19 protein-coding genes are annotated in these 18989 nt (G+C 35.1%); 9 read left to right on the top strand and 10 right to left on the bottom strand.

The window, feature by feature from the left end:
• Nucleotides 1-44: 44 nt before the first annotated feature.
• The 3 genes from cysD to OMO38_RS07560 form a co-directional block, all read right to left on the bottom strand.
• Nucleotides 45-953: a sulfate adenylyltransferase subunit CysD gene (gene cysD / locus OMO38_RS07550; protein ID WP_264749592.1), complete on the bottom strand. Its 909-nt coding sequence runs from the start codon at nt 951-953 to the stop codon at nt 45-47.
• A 21-nt stretch (nt 954-974) separates the two neighbouring features.
• Nucleotides 975-1667, bottom strand: a complete 693-nt coding sequence (locus tag OMO38_RS07555) for a phosphoadenylyl-sulfate reductase (RefSeq protein ID WP_264749593.1) — start codon at nt 1665-1667, stop codon at nt 975-977.
• Between the two features lie 89 nt (nt 1668-1756).
• A complete protein-coding gene (locus OMO38_RS07560; RefSeq protein ID WP_264749594.1) occupies nt 1757-2164 on the bottom strand; it encodes an RrF2 family transcriptional regulator in 408 nt (135 codons plus the stop codon).
• Nucleotides 2165-2312: 148 nt separating this feature from the next.
• Between OMO38_RS07560 and OMO38_RS07565 the strand changes: the two genes are divergently transcribed.
• The 5 genes from OMO38_RS07565 to OMO38_RS07585 all read left to right on the top strand — a co-directional run bounded on the left by OMO38_RS07565 (nt 2313) and on the right by OMO38_RS07585 (nt 6149).
• Nucleotides 2313-2741 (top strand): DUF4268 domain-containing protein, encoded by a 429-nt coding sequence (locus OMO38_RS07565; RefSeq protein ID WP_264749595.1) that lies wholly within the window; start codon nt 2313-2315, stop codon nt 2739-2741.
• A gap of 264 nt (nt 2742-3005) precedes the next feature.
• A complete protein-coding gene (locus tag OMO38_RS07570; protein ID WP_264749596.1) occupies nt 3006-3824 on the top strand; it encodes a DUF2314 domain-containing protein in 819 nt (272 codons plus the stop codon).
• 21 nt (nt 3825-3845) lie between these two features.
• Complete coding sequence (locus OMO38_RS07575) at nt 3846-4598, top strand: YwqG family protein (protein WP_264749597.1); 753 nt, start codon at nt 3846-3848, stop codon at nt 4596-4598.
• Nucleotides 4599-4664: 66 nt separating this feature from the next.
• Nucleotides 4665-5237 carry a Crp/Fnr family transcriptional regulator gene (locus tag OMO38_RS07580; protein ID WP_264749598.1) on the top strand — a complete coding sequence of 191 codons (573 nt, stop codon included), beginning with the start codon at nt 4665-4667 and terminating at the stop codon, nt 5235-5237.
• A gap of 174 nt (nt 5238-5411) precedes the next feature.
• Nucleotides 5412-6149, top strand: a complete 738-nt coding sequence (locus OMO38_RS07585) for an SDR family oxidoreductase (protein ID WP_264749599.1) — start codon at nt 5412-5414, stop codon at nt 6147-6149.
• 129 nt (nt 6150-6278) lie between these two features.
• Here the strand turns inward: OMO38_RS07585 and OMO38_RS07590 are convergent, their stop codons facing one another.
• Nucleotides 6279-6956 (bottom strand): YceI family protein, encoded by a 678-nt coding sequence (locus tag OMO38_RS07590; RefSeq protein ID WP_264749600.1) that lies wholly within the window; start codon nt 6954-6956, stop codon nt 6279-6281.
• Between the two features lie 343 nt (nt 6957-7299).
• Between OMO38_RS07590 and OMO38_RS07595 the strand changes: the two genes are divergently transcribed.
• From OMO38_RS07595 to OMO38_RS07610, 4 genes are all read left to right on the top strand, one after another.
• Nucleotides 7300-8394, top strand: a complete 1095-nt coding sequence (locus tag OMO38_RS07595) for a TlpA disulfide reductase family protein (RefSeq protein ID WP_264749601.1) — start codon at nt 7300-7302, stop codon at nt 8392-8394.
• A 51-nt stretch (nt 8395-8445) separates the two neighbouring features.
• Entirely contained in the window at nt 8446-10764 is a 2319-nt protein-coding gene (locus OMO38_RS07600; protein ID WP_264749602.1) for an outer membrane beta-barrel family protein, read from the top strand.
• Nucleotides 10765-10873: 109 nt separating this feature from the next.
• Nucleotides 10874-11914: a tetratricopeptide repeat protein gene (locus OMO38_RS07605; RefSeq protein WP_264749603.1), complete on the top strand. Its 1041-nt coding sequence runs from the start codon at nt 10874-10876 to the stop codon at nt 11912-11914.
• A gap of 132 nt (nt 11915-12046) precedes the next feature.
• Entirely contained in the window at nt 12047-13177 is a 1131-nt protein-coding gene (locus tag OMO38_RS07610; RefSeq protein WP_264749604.1) for a hypothetical protein, read from the top strand.
• 39 nt (nt 13178-13216) lie between these two features.
• Here the strand turns inward: OMO38_RS07610 and gldG are convergent, their stop codons facing one another.
• From gldG to kbl, 6 genes are all read right to left on the bottom strand, one after another.
• Nucleotides 13217-14884, bottom strand: coding sequence for a gliding motility-associated ABC transporter substrate-binding protein GldG (gldG, locus tag OMO38_RS07615; RefSeq protein WP_264749605.1), 1668 nt, complete (start codon nt 14882-14884; stop codon nt 13217-13219).
• 4 nt (nt 14885-14888) lie between these two features.
• Nucleotides 14889-15617: an ABC transporter permease subunit gene (locus tag OMO38_RS07620; protein ID WP_264749606.1), complete on the bottom strand. Its 729-nt coding sequence runs from the start codon at nt 15615-15617 to the stop codon at nt 14889-14891.
• Nucleotides 15618-15853: 236 nt separating this feature from the next.
• The gene (locus OMO38_RS07625; protein ID WP_264749703.1) at nt 15854-16408 is read right to left on the bottom strand and encodes a CopD family protein; all 555 of its coding nucleotides are present in this window, start codon (nt 16406-16408) and stop codon (nt 15854-15856) included.
• A 92-nt stretch (nt 16409-16500) separates the two neighbouring features.
• The gene (locus OMO38_RS07630) at nt 16501-17151 is read right to left on the bottom strand and encodes a hypothetical protein (protein ID WP_264749607.1); all 651 of its coding nucleotides are present in this window, start codon (nt 17149-17151) and stop codon (nt 16501-16503) included.
• Between the two features lie 81 nt (nt 17152-17232).
• Complete coding sequence (locus OMO38_RS07635) at nt 17233-17676, bottom strand: toxin-antitoxin system YwqK family antitoxin (protein ID WP_264749608.1); 444 nt, start codon at nt 17674-17676, stop codon at nt 17233-17235.
• Between the two features lie 79 nt (nt 17677-17755).
• The gene (kbl, locus tag OMO38_RS07640; protein ID WP_264749609.1) at nt 17756-18952 is read right to left on the bottom strand and encodes a glycine C-acetyltransferase; all 1197 of its coding nucleotides are present in this window, start codon (nt 18950-18952) and stop codon (nt 17756-17758) included.
• Nucleotides 18953-18989: the final 37 nt, after the last annotated feature.

Raw genomic sequence — 18989 nt, forward strand, 5'->3', positions numbered from 1 at the left:
TTTAATCTTAAATCAAGCTCTGAATACAAAACGCTCATTACCCATTAAAAGTAACCTCCTTTTTTCCTGTCTTCCATGGCCACTTCAGTAACTTTGTCATCGATTCGGGTTTCTCCTCTTTCAGAAATTTTCGAAGCGGTAATTTCATTAACGACTTCATCCAGAGTTTCGGCTGAACTTTCGACAGCTGCTGTGCAGGTCATGTCTCCAACTGTTCTGTAACGTACTTTTTTATTAACAATCTCATCATTTTCATCAATCTGAATAAAATCTGAAACGGCAATTAATTGTCCGTCAAACTCAATCACATCACGGTCATGAGCAAAATAAATAGATGGCAGCTGAATGTTTTCTTTTCTGATATAATTCCAGACATCAAGCTCCGTCCAGTTTGAAATTGGGAAAACTCTTACATTTTCACCTTTACTGATTTTTCCATTGTAAATATTCCACAATTCCGGACGCTGTAATTTCGGATCCCACTGACCAAACTCATCACGGACAGAAAAAAAACGTTCTTTCGCTCTGGCTTTCTCTTCATCTCTTCTCGCACCGCCAATACATGCGTCGAACTCAAATTCTTCAATAGTTTCTAATAAAGTATGTGTCTGAAGCCAGTTTCTTGAGGCGAATTTTCCTTTTGGTTCGGTTAAATTTTTAGTTTTTATCGTATCTTCAACCTTTCTTACAATCAGCTCTGCACCGATGCTTTCCGCATAATAATCTCTGAACTGTAATGCTTCAGGAAAATTGTGACCCGTGTCAATATGTACCAAAGGAAACGGAATCTTCATTGGAGCAAATGCTTTCTTAGCCAAATGCACCAGGGTGATCGAATCTTTTCCGCCACTGAATAGCAAAGCCGGTTTCTCAAATTGCGCAGCCAGCTCTCTCATAATGTAAATGCTTTCGGCTTCCAGCTGTTCAAGATAATCTAGTTTATATGTACTCATATTTATTACTGAAAATTTGTATTAATGGGTATGCAGACCGCATTCTTTTTGAGAACTTTCCCACCACCATCGGCCGGCACGTGGATTTTCGCCGTCTTCAATTGCTTTCGTGCAGGGTTGACAGCCAACGCTGATAAATCCTTTTTTATGTAAAGTGAGTTCCTGAACATTATTCTGTTCTATATAACTGAGAACTTCATGATACGACCAACCAATCAGTGGATTGTATTTAAAGAGTTGTTTTTCTTCATCCCACTCGATAATTGGCATATTTTCACGATTTTCCGACTGCTCAGAACGAAGTCCGGTGATCCAGACCTGTGCTCCTGCTAAAGCGCGGTTCAGAGGTTTTACCTTTCTGATGTAACAGCATTCTTTTCTGTTTTCAACGGAATGATAAAAAGCGTTGATGCCTTTCTCATTCACATATTTTTCCACATCATAAGCTTCAGGAAAATGAACTTCTGTTTTTGTTTTATATCGAGAATTATTTTGTGAAAGGAGATCGTAATGCTCATAGAAAAGTCTTCCGGTATCTAAAGTGAAAACTTTTATCGGCAATTGATTTCTTAAAATCATATCGGTAATCACCTGATCTTCCTGACCGAGCGATGTGGAAAATACAATTCCGCCGGTAAATTTTTCGGAGATAAATTTTAAGCCGCCTTCAGCTGAAAGTTGCTTGAGTAGGTCTGCATCTTCTTTTGAAATCATAGTTTATTCATTTGAAGTAATGCAAATATGAGATAAAATTACTATCCTACCAAATAGGTGGACTAATAATTTAAAAAAAGTGAATCAGATCAGTCAATCAGATCCAACAGTGTTTTTTCTTCTAAAATTTTGAGTGATGCATCGCGCACTTCTATCAGTACATCGTGGAGACCGCAGTGATCTTCGTTGCAGTCATCGCATTTTTCGTAGAAGTTTAAACTTACGCAAGGAAGCATTGCAATCGGCCCATTGACTAAACGTATAATCTTTGCCAATGTGACTTTCTCTGGCTGATCCCGTAGAAAATAGCCACCTCCTTTTCCTTTTTTGCTGTCGAGGATATCAGATTTTTTAAGTTGCAACAAGATATTTTCAAGAAATTTCAAAGGAATTTTCTTGTGCTCGGCAATTTCAGAAATTAGAACGGGTCCTTCATTTCTCTTTTCTACAAGATATGAAAGTGCCTTAAACGCATATTGAGATTTTTTTGACAGCATTACAACAAAAATAGGAAAAAAAATATTGAAGAACCAAAGTAAAATTAAAAAGAACGGGATGCTGTTTTTTCAGGCTTCGGTCCTGATTTTTCATGTCTGACACTGTATACTTTTGACTGGAATCTTACTTTTTAACTACATTTGTATTATGTTCAGTAAACAGGAAGCACAGCAGTTAAAAAAAGAATTTTGGACCGCATTCGGAAAATCATTTCCGAGAAAATGGATTTTGTATGATACAAAAGTCAAAGATTTTTCATTTAAATTCAATGCAGACAATAAGAAAGCAGAAGTTTCTTTAGACATTGAAATGCGGGATGAAGTCTACAGAGATGCCTATTACAATAAGATCTGGTCGCTCGAAGATATTCTGAAAGATTTTATCGGAGACTTTCATAAAGAAGAATTTTACACTCTGGAAAGTGGCAAAGTGATCAGCAGGATTTGGGTGGAGAAAGATGGTGTTTCTGTTTTCAATAAAAATTCATGGCAGCAGATTTTCGAGTTTTTTGTCGAAAAAATGGATGGTTTTGAACGGTTTTATTATGAGTATGAGGATTTTATCAAAGATGTGTAAGCATGAAAATGATTCTGTCAATTTTCATATCATTCATTTCTGTTCCTATTCTAATTAACTGAAAAAATGAAAGATCATGCTGGGAAGTACAGAAAATTAGAATTTGAAATTCCTACGAAAGATATCAAATTCAGTGTTCTTCAAAATGACACTATCGAGATTATTCTTCCTGTATTGAATCTGTGATTTAAGATCGTTCCTTAAGATCTTTATTAAAAAGTTTTTGTAATTTAGGTAAAATTAAATCACAAAATCTAATCTACAATGGGAGACAATTCGTTTATCTTCACAGACGGTACCGACCCCAAAATGATTGAAGCGTATAAAAAAGCGCAGGAAACTTTTAAGTATTTCTGGAGAGAACAATCCTGGGAATACAGAAGAATTATTCCGGCGCTGAATCTTGCCTGCGTAAAAGCTGCATTCTCACAGGAAGATCCCGAGACTGGTGAAAATACAGTCGAACACATGTGGATGAATGACATCGATTTTGACGGCGATTCTGTAAAAGGATACCTCATCAATGAGCCAAACGAGCTGACCAATATACAACCCGGCGATTATTTTGAAATCCCTCTGCACGAAATCAGTGACTGGCTTTTTGCAATGTCTCAGCCAGAGAAAAAATCAAAACTTTCTAAATTATTCTCTTCATCTTCTACTCCACTCCCAAAAGCTTACGGTGGCTTCACCATTCAGAAAATGCGTGCAGACATGTCTCCCTCTGAAAGAAAAGAGCATGATGAGGCATGGCAGCTTGACTTCGGAGATTTTAATGAGATTAAAGTCGTATATGAACAGAAAGAAAATCCTGAAAATCTTATTGAACACCCGATGAGTAGAAATATGAAAGAAGATTTTGTGAAATTTCTGAATGACTATCCTGCAGAACTCACCAATGTTGATGATAACGGATTTACACTTCTACACCGCGAAACCATCGCTGGAAATCTAAGTTCAGTAGAAGTGATTTTGGAATCCGGAGGTGACAAAAACATCAAAAACCATCAAGGGAAAACACCTTTAGATTATGCTAAACAACTGAATTGGGAACATTTGATCCCTGTTTTGGAAAACAATTGATAACATCTTAAAAAAAACAGAATGATACCAGAATTTCTTAATGAATTTAAAACTCAGCTTGAAAAATATAAACTTGAAACAATTAAAATAGCTGCAACACCTCTTAAAAACGAAGAATCACTCGCAATATACAGTAGTAAGTTTTTAGGAAATCCTTACTTACCAATTGGTATGGAATATCCTAAAGATAAGGAAAATAAGCCCATGATACTTTGGGCACAAATTAATTTTTCAGACATTCCAATTCTGGAAGGTTATCCTCACCAAGGAATTCTGCAGTTCTTTGTATCTTCAGAATGGTTTGATATGGATGATTACAAAGTTATCTTCCATGAAAATATTACTGAAGAATTTCAAACAGACTTTTCATTTTTAACACAAGATATGTATGAAGAATCTCCTATCTATTGTGAACATAAGTTAAGTTTCAATAAAGAAATTGAATATGGAAGTTCTGAAGATTTTAGATTTGATATGACTTTTAATGGTAAAGATTATTGGGATTTTTACGAAACTCTTACAAAAGATCAAAAAAACGAAATCGAAAAAATTATTGATGGAACTGATCATAAAATAGGTGGCTATGCCTACTTTACTCAAGCAGATATTAGAGATTACAACAAAGAGCTTAGAGAAGATTTACTGTTATTACAAATTGATACTGATGAAGAAATTATGTTTGGAGATTCAGGTGTTGCCAACTTTTTTATTAATCCCGAAGATCTAAAAAACAAACGATTTGAAAAAGCCTGGTTTAATTGGGATTGTTGCTAAAAAATAGATTTTAATTTTTTACCAAATGACAAATCTTACATCATTTGCTTTGTCTAAATTGCAGGTATGAAAGAATTTTTTGATTTTATTTTGAGATTCGGGAACCTCAACCAGCAGCAGATTGATTTTATCACCAGCAAGGCAACAGAAATTACTATTCTCAAAGATGAGTACTTTTCTGAAGCCGGTAAAATTGCCAGACAGGTTGGCTTTATCCAGGAAGGAATTCTTCGGGTCTGTTATTACGATAATAAAGGCGAAGAGATTACAAAATATTTTATCGAAGAAAATAATCTCGTAGTTGATCTTGAAAGTTTTGATAATGAGCTTCCATCTGTTGCTTATGTACAGGCTGTTACAGATTGTAAACTCATCATATTTCAGCGGAAAGACTGGCTTGAACTCTTACAGACTATCGTTGGTTGGGACGCCATTACTCATAAAATTATTTCAAGAGCATTGATGCAAAAAGTAGAAAGAAGAAGCCCGCTGGTTTCGGAAGACGCGACTACGCGTTATTTGAAATTCCTTGAAATTTATCCGACTGTTGTTAACCGCATTCCGCTTTCTTATATTGCTTCTTATCTGGGAATCACCCAGTCATCGCTGAGCAGAATCAGGAAAAGTATAAGTTTATAGTGGCTGGAATTTGGGTGATGAATACCTGAGGATTTAAGATTCGATCTCTGATTCCTATATAATTTTCTTTATTTAAATATTTCAACCAAAAAGATCGCTTTTTGCCAAATGGCAAATGATATCATCTTAAAACAGGGCACCTTTGTACTGTTCAAATTAAAAAAATCAAAAAAAATGAATACAGTATTAATAACAGGAGCCAACAGAAGCATTGGTCTTGAAACCGCAAAACAACTTTCAGAAAAAGGATTATTCGTTTACCTGGGAAGCCGTGATCTTGCAAAAGGGGAAGCTATTGTAAAAGAACTTTCAGAACAGGGATTTCAAAACATTCAGGCGATTGAGATCGATGTTACCAATCCTGAATCTATCTCAGCTGCAAAAAGCATTGTGGAAAACGAAAAGGGAAAATTGGATATTCTGATCAATAACGCAGGAATTTTGGGTGTAAATCCACAAACAGCAACGGATACTGCTGTAGAAGATATTAAGAAAGTGTTTGAAACCAATTTTTTTGGAGTAATCAGTGTCACACAGGCTTTTTTAGATTTGCTTAAAAAATCTGATAATCCGAGAATCAGCAATATTACTTCAGGATTGGGATCATTAACGCTTCACAGCGATCCCAAGTGGAAATATTATCAGGTTAAAGCAGCTGCTTACGGCCCGTCAAAAACAGCTTTGAACGCGTACACCATTGTGTTGGCTTACGAACTGAAAGATTTAAATTTTAAAGTAAATGTGATTGATCCAGGTTACACGGCAACAGATTTTAATCATCACAGCGGTCCCGGTTCTGTGGAAAGTGCAGCAGATTTCATTATCAAACATACAGTGACAGACGAAAATGCACCGACCGGACAGTTTTTCAGCAATGATATCGAGGACGAAGCGGGAATCAGTCCGTGGTAATTTAATTAGATGTCTAAAAATATGATCTCTGATAAAAAAAGACTTTAGGACTTATCTATTTTGAAATGTACTTAAAATGAAAAAACATCCGCCTTGGCGGATGTTTTTCTTATGTATCGTAATGACTGCTTATTTTTGAGCCGCCTTCACATCGATCGCAATTTCGATGTCTTTGCTGATCATCCATTCTGCAGGATCTGCTTCAGAAGTTCCGAATTTAATTCCCCAGTCTGCACGGTTTACGGTAAATTTAGCAGCAACATTCGCTGACTTGTCTACCACATCCACTTTTGCAGGGAAAGACACATTCATTGTTTTACCCAATAAAGTAAGGTTTCCGCTTACGGTTTTGTTAGCTCCGGCTACAGCATCAGCTGCTGGTGTTGCCAAATCTTCAACTTTAGTGATTTTAAAATCAGCAGTTGGGAATTTTTCAACGTTGAAGAAATCTTCATTCTTCAAGTGACCTTCAAGATCAGTATATTTTTTGTCTTTTTCAGTAACAGAAGCAGGATCTACTTTGATAGATTTCATATCGATTACAAATTCTCCAGAAGCCAATTGGTTATCAGCAACAGACAATTCACCAGAAGTGATCGCAAGTGTTCCCCAACGTGGAGCCATACCCCCTTTGTGGAAAGCTTTCCAGTTAACTTTAGATGCAGCAGCATCTACAGCAAAAACATCACCTTTCTTTTCAGCAACAGTCTGCTCCTGACCTGCAGCTGTAGCTTCTGTTTTTTTATCTCCACATGACGCTAATAAAAGACCCATAGCTGCTAAAGCAATTACACTGATTTTTTTCATTTTTTTAAAAATTTAATATTGTTATTGATTAAGTATTGTTTTACTAAACAGCAAAAATACCGTTTTATTATTTTCTGACTTTGCAAACCTCGGAAAAATTTATGATTTGAATCATTAACATAGGGTAAGAAAATGAAAAAAGTTTTTATTTTGGCATTTTTGCTCAATGGCAGAAAAAGTAGTTCCTGACAAATTATAAAAATCTGATCTCTTTATTACTGCTTCATTTCTTTTGTGTGTGATTTTTTATTTGCTTTTTCTATATTTGAATTTTACAGTTTTATTGATGTAATAATTTACAACAGGTGACTGGAAATAAAATATCATTAATTATTAAATCCAAATGAAAAAAAAATTTCTTATTTATTTGACAGGTATCTTCACGATTATTTCCTGTGAAAAAAACTCAACAAAAATATCAGGAGATATTCCGAATTTACCTGACGGAAGACTGGTACTGTTCGAAGAGGTATGGTCTAATAAACTTGATAGTGTAGAAGTGAAAGATGGAAAATTTGATATTGAGCTTACATTCGATGATAAAATCCCTCATTACATCGGTATGGATCTTTTAGCGAAAAATGGTGATAAAATTCGTTTCCAATTTCCTACAGATTCTTATTTTAATAAACAAAAAGATAAATGGAGCTCTTCGCTATTTCTTTCAGACAAAAGGATTCATATAAAAGATTCTATAGAATATATTGATTTCGGTAAAAACTCATCCTTTCCTGATAATATTAAATCTGTCAACGTCATTAGTTTAGAAGCCGGGGAACAGACTTATGCATTACAAAAGACCAATTATGATTTATTCAGTAGAAAAAGCAATACCCAAAATTCTGAAATTCAAAATTTAATTAAAAGACACCCGAAGTCATTTCATTTATTATCTGAAATGGTGAAAAATAAATACACATTTTCTTCAGCAGATATTGGTGATTTTTTAAAGCTATTTGACAAGTCTGTGCAAGAATTTCCACAATTCAAAGAACTTCAAAAGTATGTCGTCGATTCGAAAAAAAGCATCAATAACAGTCTGTTGAAATTGAAAAATTCAGATAATCAAGTGAATGAAATTTTAGACAAAAGATACAATAAACATTTAATTATCCTTTGGGCTAGTTGGTGTATACCGTGTAGACAAGAGATTCCTATTCTGAAAAAAATTGTATCTGAGAATAATCTTAGCGATACAGAAGTAATATCTATCTCAATAGATGAAAAGGAATCTGACTGGAAAAAAGCGCTTGCTGCAGAAAAAATGAACTGGAAACAGTTTATTCTTTCAAAAAAGGAAAGTGAAAGATTTAAAATAATTTTAAAGTATGGCGGAGGTATTCCTTACTCAGTCTTGGTTAATAGTGATTTAAAAATTTTATCAAGTTCAACTGGTCTGTATAACGAATCAGAATTGTTGAAAATGTTAAAGAAATAGATGTGAGATGTAATATCTTATCTACTATAATTGTCCTATCTAAAAACCATCATGAAATTTAAAATTTTTTTTCTCTTACTATTTTCTTTCATCAGCTCATTTGCTCAGCAAAATTTAAGTATCAACGGGACAATAATTAATTCGGAAAACGAAAAAATCACGTCACCTATTGTTGTTTATTTATTTGATCATGAAAATCATTTGGTGAAGTCTACGGTTACTCAGGATGCACAGTTTGAATTTCATCAATTACAATCTAAAAATTATTACATTCAAATTTCTTCGGATGACAATATTCAAAAGGAAAAGCCATTTAGCTTAGATAAAAATTTAGATTTAAAAATTATTTACAAACCAAAAACGTCAGATATCGAGGAAGTTACCTTAACGGGAAATAAAAGCGGTTTTAAGATTGAGAACGGAAATATCACTTTGGATGTTGCCAATTCACCTCTCAACAAATTACCGACATCGACCGACGTTTTATCTAAATTACCATTTGTGATGATGGATGCCAATGGCGAAGGACTTTCATTTGTGGGTAAAGGTGTTCCGTTACTGTATGTTGATAATCAGAGAGTAGATTTTGCAACATTATCAGCAATTGCTGTAGACGACATTAAATCAGTCGAGATTATTAGAAATCCCTCTGTGAAATATGAGTCTGAGGGAAAGGCAGTCATCAAAATTAACCTTAAAAAAAGCAGAAAAGATGGTACTCAACTCACCATTTCTGAAACCGCAACTTTTCAAAAACGTTTCAGTAATCATTTCAACGCCAATTATCAGCAGAAAAAAAATAAAACCGAATGGAAGCTTAACGCTGCCTACAATCAAATCAATCATTGGGAAAGCAACGGTTTCGAATACTCAGTTCCCGGCAAAAATATTTATTCTGACTACGTGATTACATCGATTACCAAGCGTCCACAAACGATTTTTGGTGGAAGTTTATATCATGAACTGAATGATAATGATTTTATTACTCTGACGATCAACAGTAATTTCAGGCCAGATAATGGTGACAACAATACCAATACGATGTATTTTGAAAACGGAGAAAATTCTTTCATTAAAACGCTGAATCAGCAGAACAGAAAACGCTCGACTGTAAACTCCATATTTAATTACAATAAAAAAATAACGGGTTGGGATGCCAACATCTTTACCGGATTGCAGTACACTCATGAAAGTGATAATCTTGGTTACACTTTTTACAACGACACCGATAATTCCGGTTATAATTTCAGCCAGTTTCGCCGCCAGAAGTATTCAGGAAACGTATATTCAGGGAGAATTGATTTTGAAAAGAAACTGAATGAAAAACATGTTTTTGAATTAGGCGGAAGCTACACCAGCGCAGAAACAGATACAGACAATTTTACTGATTACCGGAATAGTCAGGCTATCGAATATTATCGCTATGATTTTAAAGAAAGCAATTTTGCAGGCTATACGAATCTTGGATTTGATTTAAATAAATGGAACCTCAAAGGCGGAATCAGAATGGAATCTACTTCTACAAAAGGTTTAGATCCTATTTTTAATGAAACTAAAATTGAAAGAGAATATGTTGACTGGTTTCCCAACGCAGAAATCAATTTTAAACAGAGTGAAAACTATGTGTTTACATTAAATTTCAGAAAAAGTATTGACAGACCGAATTACAGAAATCTTGCATCCGGCGGATTATACGGAAGTCCTTACGTGGAATATGTAGGCAATCCGAATTTGGTTCCTACCTACACCAATACGGTTTCTTTCACGACAAGTCTGAAAAAATGGTCATTGAATGCATCTTTTTACAAAAGTAGAAATCCGATTGGCTATACATTGGTTTATGATCAAGACAGGAATATTTCAAAGTTCACGATGGTTAATTTTGATAAAGAATTTGGCACAAACATAGGCTTAGACTTCCCTGTCGAATGGAAAAAATGGACTTCGCAAAACAGTCTGTCTCTAAATTATGATAAAACTGAAGATTCTTTAGCGGTTGTAAAAAATTCCACGCCCTATCTCTATTTTTCCACCAACAATACGTTCGAGCTGTTGAAGCATCTTTCTTTTTTGCTTGACGGCTCCTACATTACAAAACGCACGGCAGGACTGTACGAAGTTAATGATATGTGTCTGGTGAATCTTGGCCTCACTTCCTCTGTCTCAAATTTTGATTTTACACTCCGTTACAATGATGTATTTAATCAAATGAACTACGTTCAAAAAATAAGCTATAATCAGATGACATCTACCGGAACCTTCTTCGGAAACACACCCACGGTCTCGCTTGCCGTAAAATATAATTTCGGAAAGTTGCTGAAATCAAATTACAAACAGAATACAGTGAACGAGACTTCAAACAGGCTTTAGATAATGGTGTCAGTTGACAGCTTTGATTTTTTCTTTTTCAGGTGTGATATTTAGTCAGCATTTTTCTATATTTGGATTGATTTGCAAATTAAACTAAACCCATACGACCATGAAAAAATTCTATTTACTGCTATTTGTGCCGATTCTCAGTTTCTCACAGAACAAAAATGCAGCGACCATCAAAATTCACGAAGGAGTTGCATTTCACGATAAGGGCAAATATGATCAGGCACTTGCACTATATGATGAGGCACTGATATTAGATAAGAACAATCTTACCGCTCTATCGGAAAAGGCCATGACACTGGAGTCTCTGAAAAGATATGATGAAGCAATTGAGATCAGCAAATTAGCCATCAGTACTCATCCTGATGAAGATCTTAAAAACATTTATGTAAGCTACGCCAACTCCTTAGACCACCAGAAAAAACCGGAGGCAGCCCTCAAAATTTATGATGAAGGACTGAAAAAATATCCGGATTATTATCACCTGTATTTCAACAAAGGGATTTCTTTGATAAATTCAAGACAGACTGAAAAGGCGTTACTGGCTTTCCAGAAATCTGCTCAGCTTAACCCAAATCATTCAAGTTCTTTTAATGCCTTGGCAGCACTGAATCGCAATAAAAAAATACCGTCTATTTTAGCATCCTCGAGGTACCTGCTGATTGATAATACCTCTGCCCGTGCAAAAGGAAATTTAGATTCTGTAATTGACCTCATGAATCAGGGAGTATCACAAAAAAAAGATCAGTCGATCAATCTGATGATAGATCCTGAAACGCTTGAGAAAGCCAACGCTAAAAAAAAGACTGAGAACAATTTTGGTATGACAGATATGGTCTTGACAATGGCTGCAGCATTAGATTACGACGATAAAAATAAAGATAAAACCGAAGTACAGAAATTCATTATTAAATTTGAAGCGCTTTGCAGTTCGCTGAGCGAGACAAAAAAAGGACAGAAAGGGTTTTACTGGGAATTTCTGGCGCCTTATTTTATTGAAATGAATGAAAAGAAACTTCTCGAGCCTTTTGCGTATATCGCATTCGCTCCTAAACAGACTGCTGATGTCATCAAATATCATGAGGACAATGCACAAAAGATTAAAGATTTTTACCAGTGGTCAGATAATTATGTCTGGAAATAAGTTTCTTTTTTCGGAAATTGATTTGCCTGCTTATTATTTAATGTAAATCAAAATTTATGATAGATGACATCTGAACTGTTCTGGTTGTACATTTTTTATGGTTTAAATAAGTCATTCACATTGCTAAACTTAATGAAAAAAATAATTTTTGGGATTTTAATTTCTGCTGGCATTCATTATAATGCTCAAACCTACACTGCAAATTTCAATATTGATAACGACAATAAAGATGTCAGAAACATTGTTGAAGTTTGGCAGTCTTATCTAAAAACAAATTCTAAAGAGTACTGGAATACCGCTGAAACTCAAAATTTAAAAAACTTCAATATTCTCAATATCGAAGGAGTTATCAATCCTTCACTGATGAACTGGAATTTTTCTAATCATATACTGAGTATCAATCCTGTTTCTGAGGATACGTTTATCATTAAATCAATATTTGAAGGTGAAAACAAATCTGTTTTTGCGATCACCAACGTTTTAGCAAAAAAGGAAAACGGAAGTTATAAACTCTCTAATTATCTTTTCGACTACACTAAAAACTGGAAATCTCATTCTACGGAAAACATCACTTATTTTTACAGACCGGATTATACTTTAAATCTTGAAGAAGTTTCGCAGGCCGAAAAATTTTACAGCGATTTATGTAAAAATTTTAATCTCAAACCCCAAAAACTGACCCATTTTATAGCCAGAGACTGCGATCATATTTACGATATTTTGGGATACGAGTATATCTTCAGCAAAGGAACGGCAAAAGAATGTGGCTACTTTGAAACTGACAACAATTTCATTTTCGGAACAGAACAGGCAGGAGCCAGTCATTTTCACGAAATAACACACTTTATCAATAAATTTTATCCGAACGCCCATTCCTTACTTCTTACCGGAATTTCAGCTTATTTATCAGGTGAAAAAGCGCATTTTGGTAAATCTCTCGCCTATCATACCAAAAGAGTAAATCTTCATTTAGAAAAAAATAAAGAAATCAGTTTAGCTAGACCTTTTGATTTTTATAAGCTGGATGAAAATACAAATCCACAATACGTCATCGGCGGTTTGCTCTGTGACCTGATCATTCAACGTAAAGGAAAAAGCGGATTAATTGAAGCATTTACCGAGACAAAAACTGATGATGAACTTTTGAAGTTTTTAAAGACAAAAGTTTTAAAGAAAAATGAAGTATTAGATGATCTACTGCGAAAACGAATAAAAGAAATTTCAGATTCAAATTATTTCCCCAATAGATTACAATATAAATAAAATTAAAAAAGAGAAACCTAAGTTTCTCTTTTTTAATATCTATCCGAATTTCTTTTTCCTCAACCAGAAAAACAAACCTCCTAAAAGTCCGATAATTACTAACGGTAAAAGGAGATTAAACCATTGCCAGTTCGTTTTCTCTTCACTGATTCTGTGACGGTCAAGAAGACGTTCTTCAATGTTTCTGTTTCTTAATTCCATCAGATTGCTGTCATCTAAGAGATAATCTAATGCATTTCTTAAAAACTGCTCGTTACCGAACTGTTCGTCCGTCAAACGGTCAACACCTAATGGTAAAGGCTCGCCTTTGTGGGTTTTATTTCTGCCGACATCTCCGTCTGCGATAACGATCATTTTGTTTTCCGGACTTGTTGCTTTAAAGCCGGGATAATTTTGTCTTTCAATTCTTGAGGCGTATGCTGAAGAAAATTTCCCTTCCAAAGCAACGGCAAAAATCTTCGGGGTGCTTGGTTTTTCCATTTGTCCGAGGCTGTCTACGCTGGCAATTTCGCTCAGTTCAACATAGTTCGGAACCTGTTTTAATAAAGTTCTTTCGCTGGATTCAAAAAGAACATTGGTTTTAAATTTCTTTCCGCCCAACGTATCGATAGAAGTTGGAAATTCCAATTTCACAGGATTGATATTTTTAGTGATTGGATTGTTGTTTTCAGCAATTCCAAGTGGAAAGTATGGCCACGGAAGGCTTGTGTACTGAGGATTCCCTCCCACTTCGCCTGTAACCAACTTCAGCAAAGCAAATTTCTTTACATCTTTCACCAATGCTGGGTTGATTCTCAATCCATAGTTAAAAAAGAAATCGGTCATGTTGATGTCAACCGGGAAAGGCATTACTTTTTTAGATCTCGTCAGCGTATCCATTTCAGCATTCACGGCATCAATCATCCAAAGGGTTTTCCCGCCATTCATAATATACTGATCTAAAATCACTTTCTCACCGTCAGTAAAAGCTTTTCTAGGTTTTGCAATAACTAAAGCACTCATCTGCTTAAGCAAAGGTAAATCTGCTAAGGTCAGTTCTACATTATTTTTAGGGATTACCGGACCCGCGTCATAGCTCTCTAAAGCGAGATTCATAAAGCCCTGGAATTCTTCAGGTCTTAATTCATCCTGATTGACCAAAACTCCAACCTTTTTTCTTTGATTGGTAGTAACCGCTTTGATATTTGAAACTAAATTGTATTCTAAATTTTCAATCGATTTTCTAAGCTGCTCATCTGCATTAATGTTTGCCTGCTGTACAACTAACGGTATAGAAGCTCCGTTTTGTCCGTGCTTTACAACGGCGTAAGGAAACAGGTAAATCTGTGTAATCTTTCCGTCTTTGTTATCCGGAAGCACTGAAGGTTGCATTCCCATGGCCATAAGAGTGTCCTGAGACATCTTTGTTTTGATGGGATCAATAAATTTAAAATCGATTTTAGGATTGATCTTTCTGAATTCTTCCAGCATAAATCTGGTCTCGCTCTGCAACTGTTTGAAGCTCGCAGGAAAGTCTCCCTCCAGGTAAACATCCACCGTTACAGGTTTTTTAATCGATTCTAAAACTTTTATTGTGCTTTCTGAAAGCGTATATCTTTTTTCTTTGGTTAAATCCAATCGAATTCCTGAAAACATCAAGATGATGCTTAAAGGTAAAATTACAAACAGTAAAATTCCGAACGGAGATTTTAGGGATATCTTCTTCATGTTTTTACTTCTTTTTATTGATAAAATGATTGGACAATGCTAATGTAAGACCGATGACAAATACAAAATAAGCAACATCTTTAAAATCAATCAAACCTCTTGTAAAACCTAAAAAATGCTGATAAAAACCTATATTCTGAAGAATGAAATCTGCTCCGCCTAATAGTTTATAACTCGCCAACTGCTCAATCCCGAAGTACATGATGAAACACATGAAAACGCCCAACAGATAAGCCATGATCTGATTTTGTGAAATGGAAGATGCTAAAATTCCTACACCGGCAAATGCTGCGATCAGAATAACTAATCCGAAATAACTTCCGAACGTCATTCCCAGATCAATATTTCCTTCCGGTACACCTAAAACATAAACGGTATACAGATAGATCAGCGAAGGAATTAAACATAAAATTCCAACCACCCAAACCGAAAGAAATTTTCCGGAAACCAATTCTGAAACTTTCAGTGGTTGAGAAAATAGCCAGTTTAAAGTGCCGGTCTGCTGTTCTTCCGCAAAAGTTTTCATCGATAATGCCGGGATAATAAACATTAGAAGCCACGGCACTAAAACGAAGTAGCTCTGTAAAGATGCCAAACCGATGTCGAAAATATTAGACTCGTTCTCGAAAAAAAATAAAAACAGGGTCGTTATCAGACTGAATGCCGCAATGATCACCCATGCGCTCCAGTTCCCGAAATAACTCCAAAGTTCTTTTTTAAAAATTGCAATCATATTTTTTCAATAATCTATCAGATGTACATTTTATCAATGTAACAATGGTTATTTTATTTTTTATTGAACCTGTTATGGTTCTCCTCCATGGGTTTCAACCATAGCTATTATTGTTCAGCCATTTCGTGGTTGTGTGGAATTGGTCACGTTTCCTCCATGGGTTTCACCCACGGCTATTGATGTTCAACCACTTCGTGGTTGTGCGAAAAACAGTAAACACTTCTACCTGTTTCTTTTTACTTTTTACTTTTCCTCCCCTTATTCACCAGTTTCACGGTCATCATGATTAAAAATACCAAAACGAAAAATCCGGTAATTAATTGCCACCAATATTCGATTACTGATGATTTTAAAATTACGGTAAATACAACCAGAAATAAAATGAATGTCGCGATTTCATTCGCCTGTCTCAGCTTTATATTGGCTGTTTCTAAAGTACTTCCGTTCAGCTTCTTCAACTGATTTACCTTTTTCCAGCACCAGTAGTGATAGACCGCCAACCCAATCAGGAAGGTTAATTTTAAATGAAACCATGGCGTTTTCATCAACCCCGTATTCAGAAAAATCAAAACCAAGCCACATACGGCCATGATGATACCTGCCGGAACGGTGATGATATTCCATAATCTTCTCGCCATGAAGATGTATTGCTCTCTGAGAATGGTCTTCTTTTCTTCGGAAAACTCGTCTGTATCTTTATAGTACACAAAAATTCTTACGAGATAAAAAATTCCCGCAAAATAACTGACCATAAAAATAATATGTAACGCTTTGATGATGGTATACAGCATCATAAAAATTTGTGTGCAAAGATAGTTTATTTCAGAAAAAAAGTGAATTTTATATGAGGAAATGATGATTAAAGAACAATAATCAACTAATTTTAAAATTTAAAAATAAGTTTCATGTCAATATTGAAATTCAAGCCCAGATTTGAACCTTCTCGGTTTAACTGATAGTCAAAAGGTAAACCATCTACTGGTGGATCATTCGGAATTTTGTCAATCATATTCTTGTAAGAAAGATCCCTCTGTCTTATTCCAAAACCGATTTTCGGCATAAAACCAAACCATGACGTTTCTCTATGTAATAAAATACTGTAGTTGATATTGAGACCGTATTTTATCCGCTTATAATCTGCTGAACTGAAAGAATAATAATCATCGTTTATGTCATAATAATTTCCTGAAATGCCTTTTCCATTCTGGTTCATATAAAATGCTTCTGCAGAAACCAAATGTTTTATCCTTGATTGTGGAGCCAAACTGTAAAAAACTTCGGGTCTGATTTCAAAAATTTGGTTTTTTCCATCAAAATTACCAATATTGATGGGAGTTAAACCATCTGCGCCGTATGCTAGTTCAGTACCAATCCACCATCTTTCTGATAACTTTTGAATATAACCAACATTATATCGCTGATCCCGAAACGGAGAAAAAGTGCTTATAGTAATGATTGATTTAAAATCTTTGGACTGCGCAGAAACCGGACTTGATAAAAAACAAATAAAAGGTAAGAGTAGAAATTTTTTCATAGAATATTTCAGAAGATTAATCTGCTAAAAATAATACAATTCTTTATTTGGCAATAAAATAATTTACACTTTCGAAAAGATTTATTTCTGAAAAGATATACTATCTATTTTCTTACCATCAGCATATTTCTTAATATACATCAACTTCCCGTTTTCATCATAATATTTCCAGTCACCAAAGTAATACCAATGCCTTTGTGCTTCAGTGATATCTAATCTCGACTCACCTCTTTCCATGATTTTCCCGTTTGGATGATACAGTTTTGTTTTTGTCATACCCTTCCTGATTTTATCTTTTTGATAAAGCTTATTTTGGAAAGTGGTTTTCCAAACTCCGAATTTCTCACCCATCTTATACTTTCCTACAGCCGTTAAGATTCCCTGATCAGAAGAATATTCTTCTTTCCATTTGCCATGACGTTTTTGCCATTTGTTTTCAACTTTTACATATTGATTTATAGGCTTTGTTTTACACGAACTCACAACAAAAACTGCAAGACCGAGTAGTAAGATATTTCTTAGCATAAAAAAACAGAATTTCTGTAAATATAGAAATTCTGTTTTTGTTCTACAAATGTAGAATGACTTATCTTAAAATAATTCTTTACGAAATTACTCCTAATTCTTTTCCAACTTTTTCAAAAGCTGCAATTGCTTTATCCAAATGCTCTCTCGTATGCGCTGCTGAAAGCTGCACTCTGATTCTTGCTTTTTCTTTAGGAACAACAGGATAGAAGAATCCGATTACGTAAATTCCCTCATCCATCAACTTTTCAGCCATTTTCTGAGCCAGTTTAGCATCATATAACATAACAGGAACAATTGCCGCATCGCCTTCCGGAATATCAAAGCCTCTAGCAGTCATTTCTGTTCTGAAATATTCTGCATTTTCCATCACCTGATCTCTCAGTGAAGTGTCCGCCGAAATCATATCTAAAACTTTCAAAGCCGCCCCAACAATTCCGGGAGCCAGAGAATTTGAAAATAAGTACGGACGAGAACGTTGTCTCAACATATCGATGATCTCTTTTTTACCTGAAGTAAATCCGCCTAAAGCACCACCCAAAGCCTTTCCTAGAGTTGATGTGATAATATCTACTCTACCCATTACTTCGTTGGCTTCGTGTGTTCCACGACCTGTTTTACCAATAAAACCTGTTGCGTGAGAATCATCAACCATTACCAAAGCGTCATATTTGTCGGCTAGATCGCAAACACCTTTCAGGTCAGCAACAATACCGTCCATTGAAAACACTCCGTCAGTCACGATAATTTTAAATCTGTGATTTTTCTCTGAAGCGGCAATCAATTGCGCTTCAAGATCAGCCATATTATTATTTTTGTAACGGTATCTTGCAGCTTTACAAAGACGCACTCCGTCGATAATCGAAGCGTGATTCAATTCGTCTGAAATAATTGCGTCTTCTTCAGTAAAAAGAGGTTCGAAAACTCCACCATTTGCATCGAAACATGCTGCGTACAGAATCGTGTCTTCAAGACCTAAAAACTGAGCAATTTTTTCTTCTAACTGCTTGTGAATATCCTGAGTTCCACAGATAAAACGTACCGAAGACATTCCGTAGCCATGAGATTCAATCATATCCTGAGAAGCTTTCATAACTTCAGGATGGTTAGATAGTCCCAGATAATTGTTCGCACAGAAATTTAATAGTTTCTTTCCGTTCGCTTCGATTTCTGCACTTTGCTGTGACGTGATGATTCTTTCCTTTTTAAAAAGACCATCATTTTCGATATTTTTTAGTTCGTTCTGTAGATTTTCAAGATACTTTTCAGAGATCATTATTATAATTATTTAGGTTCGCTAATTTAATAAAAAG

The sequence above is a fragment of the Chryseobacterium kimseyorum genome (assembly GCF_025971945.1).
Taxonomy (GTDB): Bacteria; Bacteroidota; Bacteroidia; order Flavobacteriales; family Weeksellaceae; genus Chryseobacterium; species Chryseobacterium kimseyorum.

Coding starts and splice junctions, on each gene's coding strand:
- cysD (WP_264749592.1), bottom strand. CDS start 953: ATGAGTACATATAAACTAGATTATCTTGAACAGCTGGAAGCCGAAAGC.
- OMO38_RS07555 (WP_264749593.1), bottom strand. CDS start 1,667: ATGATTTCAAAAGAAGATGCAGACCTACTCAAGCAACTTTCAGCTGAA.
- OMO38_RS07560 (WP_264749594.1), bottom strand. CDS start 2,164: ATGCTGTCAAAAAAATCTCAATATGCGTTTAAGGCACTTTCATATCTT.
- OMO38_RS07565 (WP_264749595.1), top strand. CDS start 2,313: ATGTTCAGTAAACAGGAAGCACAGCAGTTAAAAAAAGAATTTTGGACC.
- OMO38_RS07570 (WP_264749596.1), top strand. CDS start 3,006: ATGGGAGACAATTCGTTTATCTTCACAGACGGTACCGACCCCAAAATG.
- OMO38_RS07575 (WP_264749597.1), top strand. CDS start 3,846: ATGATACCAGAATTTCTTAATGAATTTAAAACTCAGCTTGAAAAATAT.
- OMO38_RS07580 (WP_264749598.1), top strand. CDS start 4,665: ATGAAAGAATTTTTTGATTTTATTTTGAGATTCGGGAACCTCAACCAG.
- OMO38_RS07585 (WP_264749599.1), top strand. CDS start 5,412: ATGAATACAGTATTAATAACAGGAGCCAACAGAAGCATTGGTCTTGAA.
- OMO38_RS07590 (WP_264749600.1), bottom strand. CDS start 6,956: ATGAAAAAAATCAGTGTAATTGCTTTAGCAGCTATGGGTCTTTTATTA.
- OMO38_RS07595 (WP_264749601.1), top strand. CDS start 7,300: ATGAAAAAAAAATTTCTTATTTATTTGACAGGTATCTTCACGATTATT.
- OMO38_RS07600 (WP_264749602.1), top strand. CDS start 8,446: ATGAAATTTAAAATTTTTTTTCTCTTACTATTTTCTTTCATCAGCTCA.
- OMO38_RS07605 (WP_264749603.1), top strand. CDS start 10,874: ATGAAAAAATTCTATTTACTGCTATTTGTGCCGATTCTCAGTTTCTCA.
- OMO38_RS07610 (WP_264749604.1), top strand. CDS start 12,047: ATGAAAAAAATAATTTTTGGGATTTTAATTTCTGCTGGCATTCATTAT.
- gldG (WP_264749605.1), bottom strand. CDS start 14,884: ATGAAGAAGATATCCCTAAAATCTCCGTTCGGAATTTTACTGTTTGTA.
- OMO38_RS07620 (WP_264749606.1), bottom strand. CDS start 15,617: ATGATTGCAATTTTTAAAAAAGAACTTTGGAGTTATTTCGGGAACTGG.
- OMO38_RS07625 (WP_264749703.1), bottom strand. CDS start 16,408: ATGCTGTATACCATCATCAAAGCGTTACATATTATTTTTATGGTCAGT.
- OMO38_RS07630 (WP_264749607.1), bottom strand. CDS start 17,151: ATGAAAAAATTTCTACTCTTACCTTTTATTTGTTTTTTATCAAGTCCG.
- OMO38_RS07635 (WP_264749608.1), bottom strand. CDS start 17,676: ATGCTAAGAAATATCTTACTACTCGGTCTTGCAGTTTTTGTTGTGAGT.
- kbl (WP_264749609.1), bottom strand. CDS start 18,952: ATGATCTCTGAAAAGTATCTTGAAAATCTACAGAACGAACTAAAAAAT.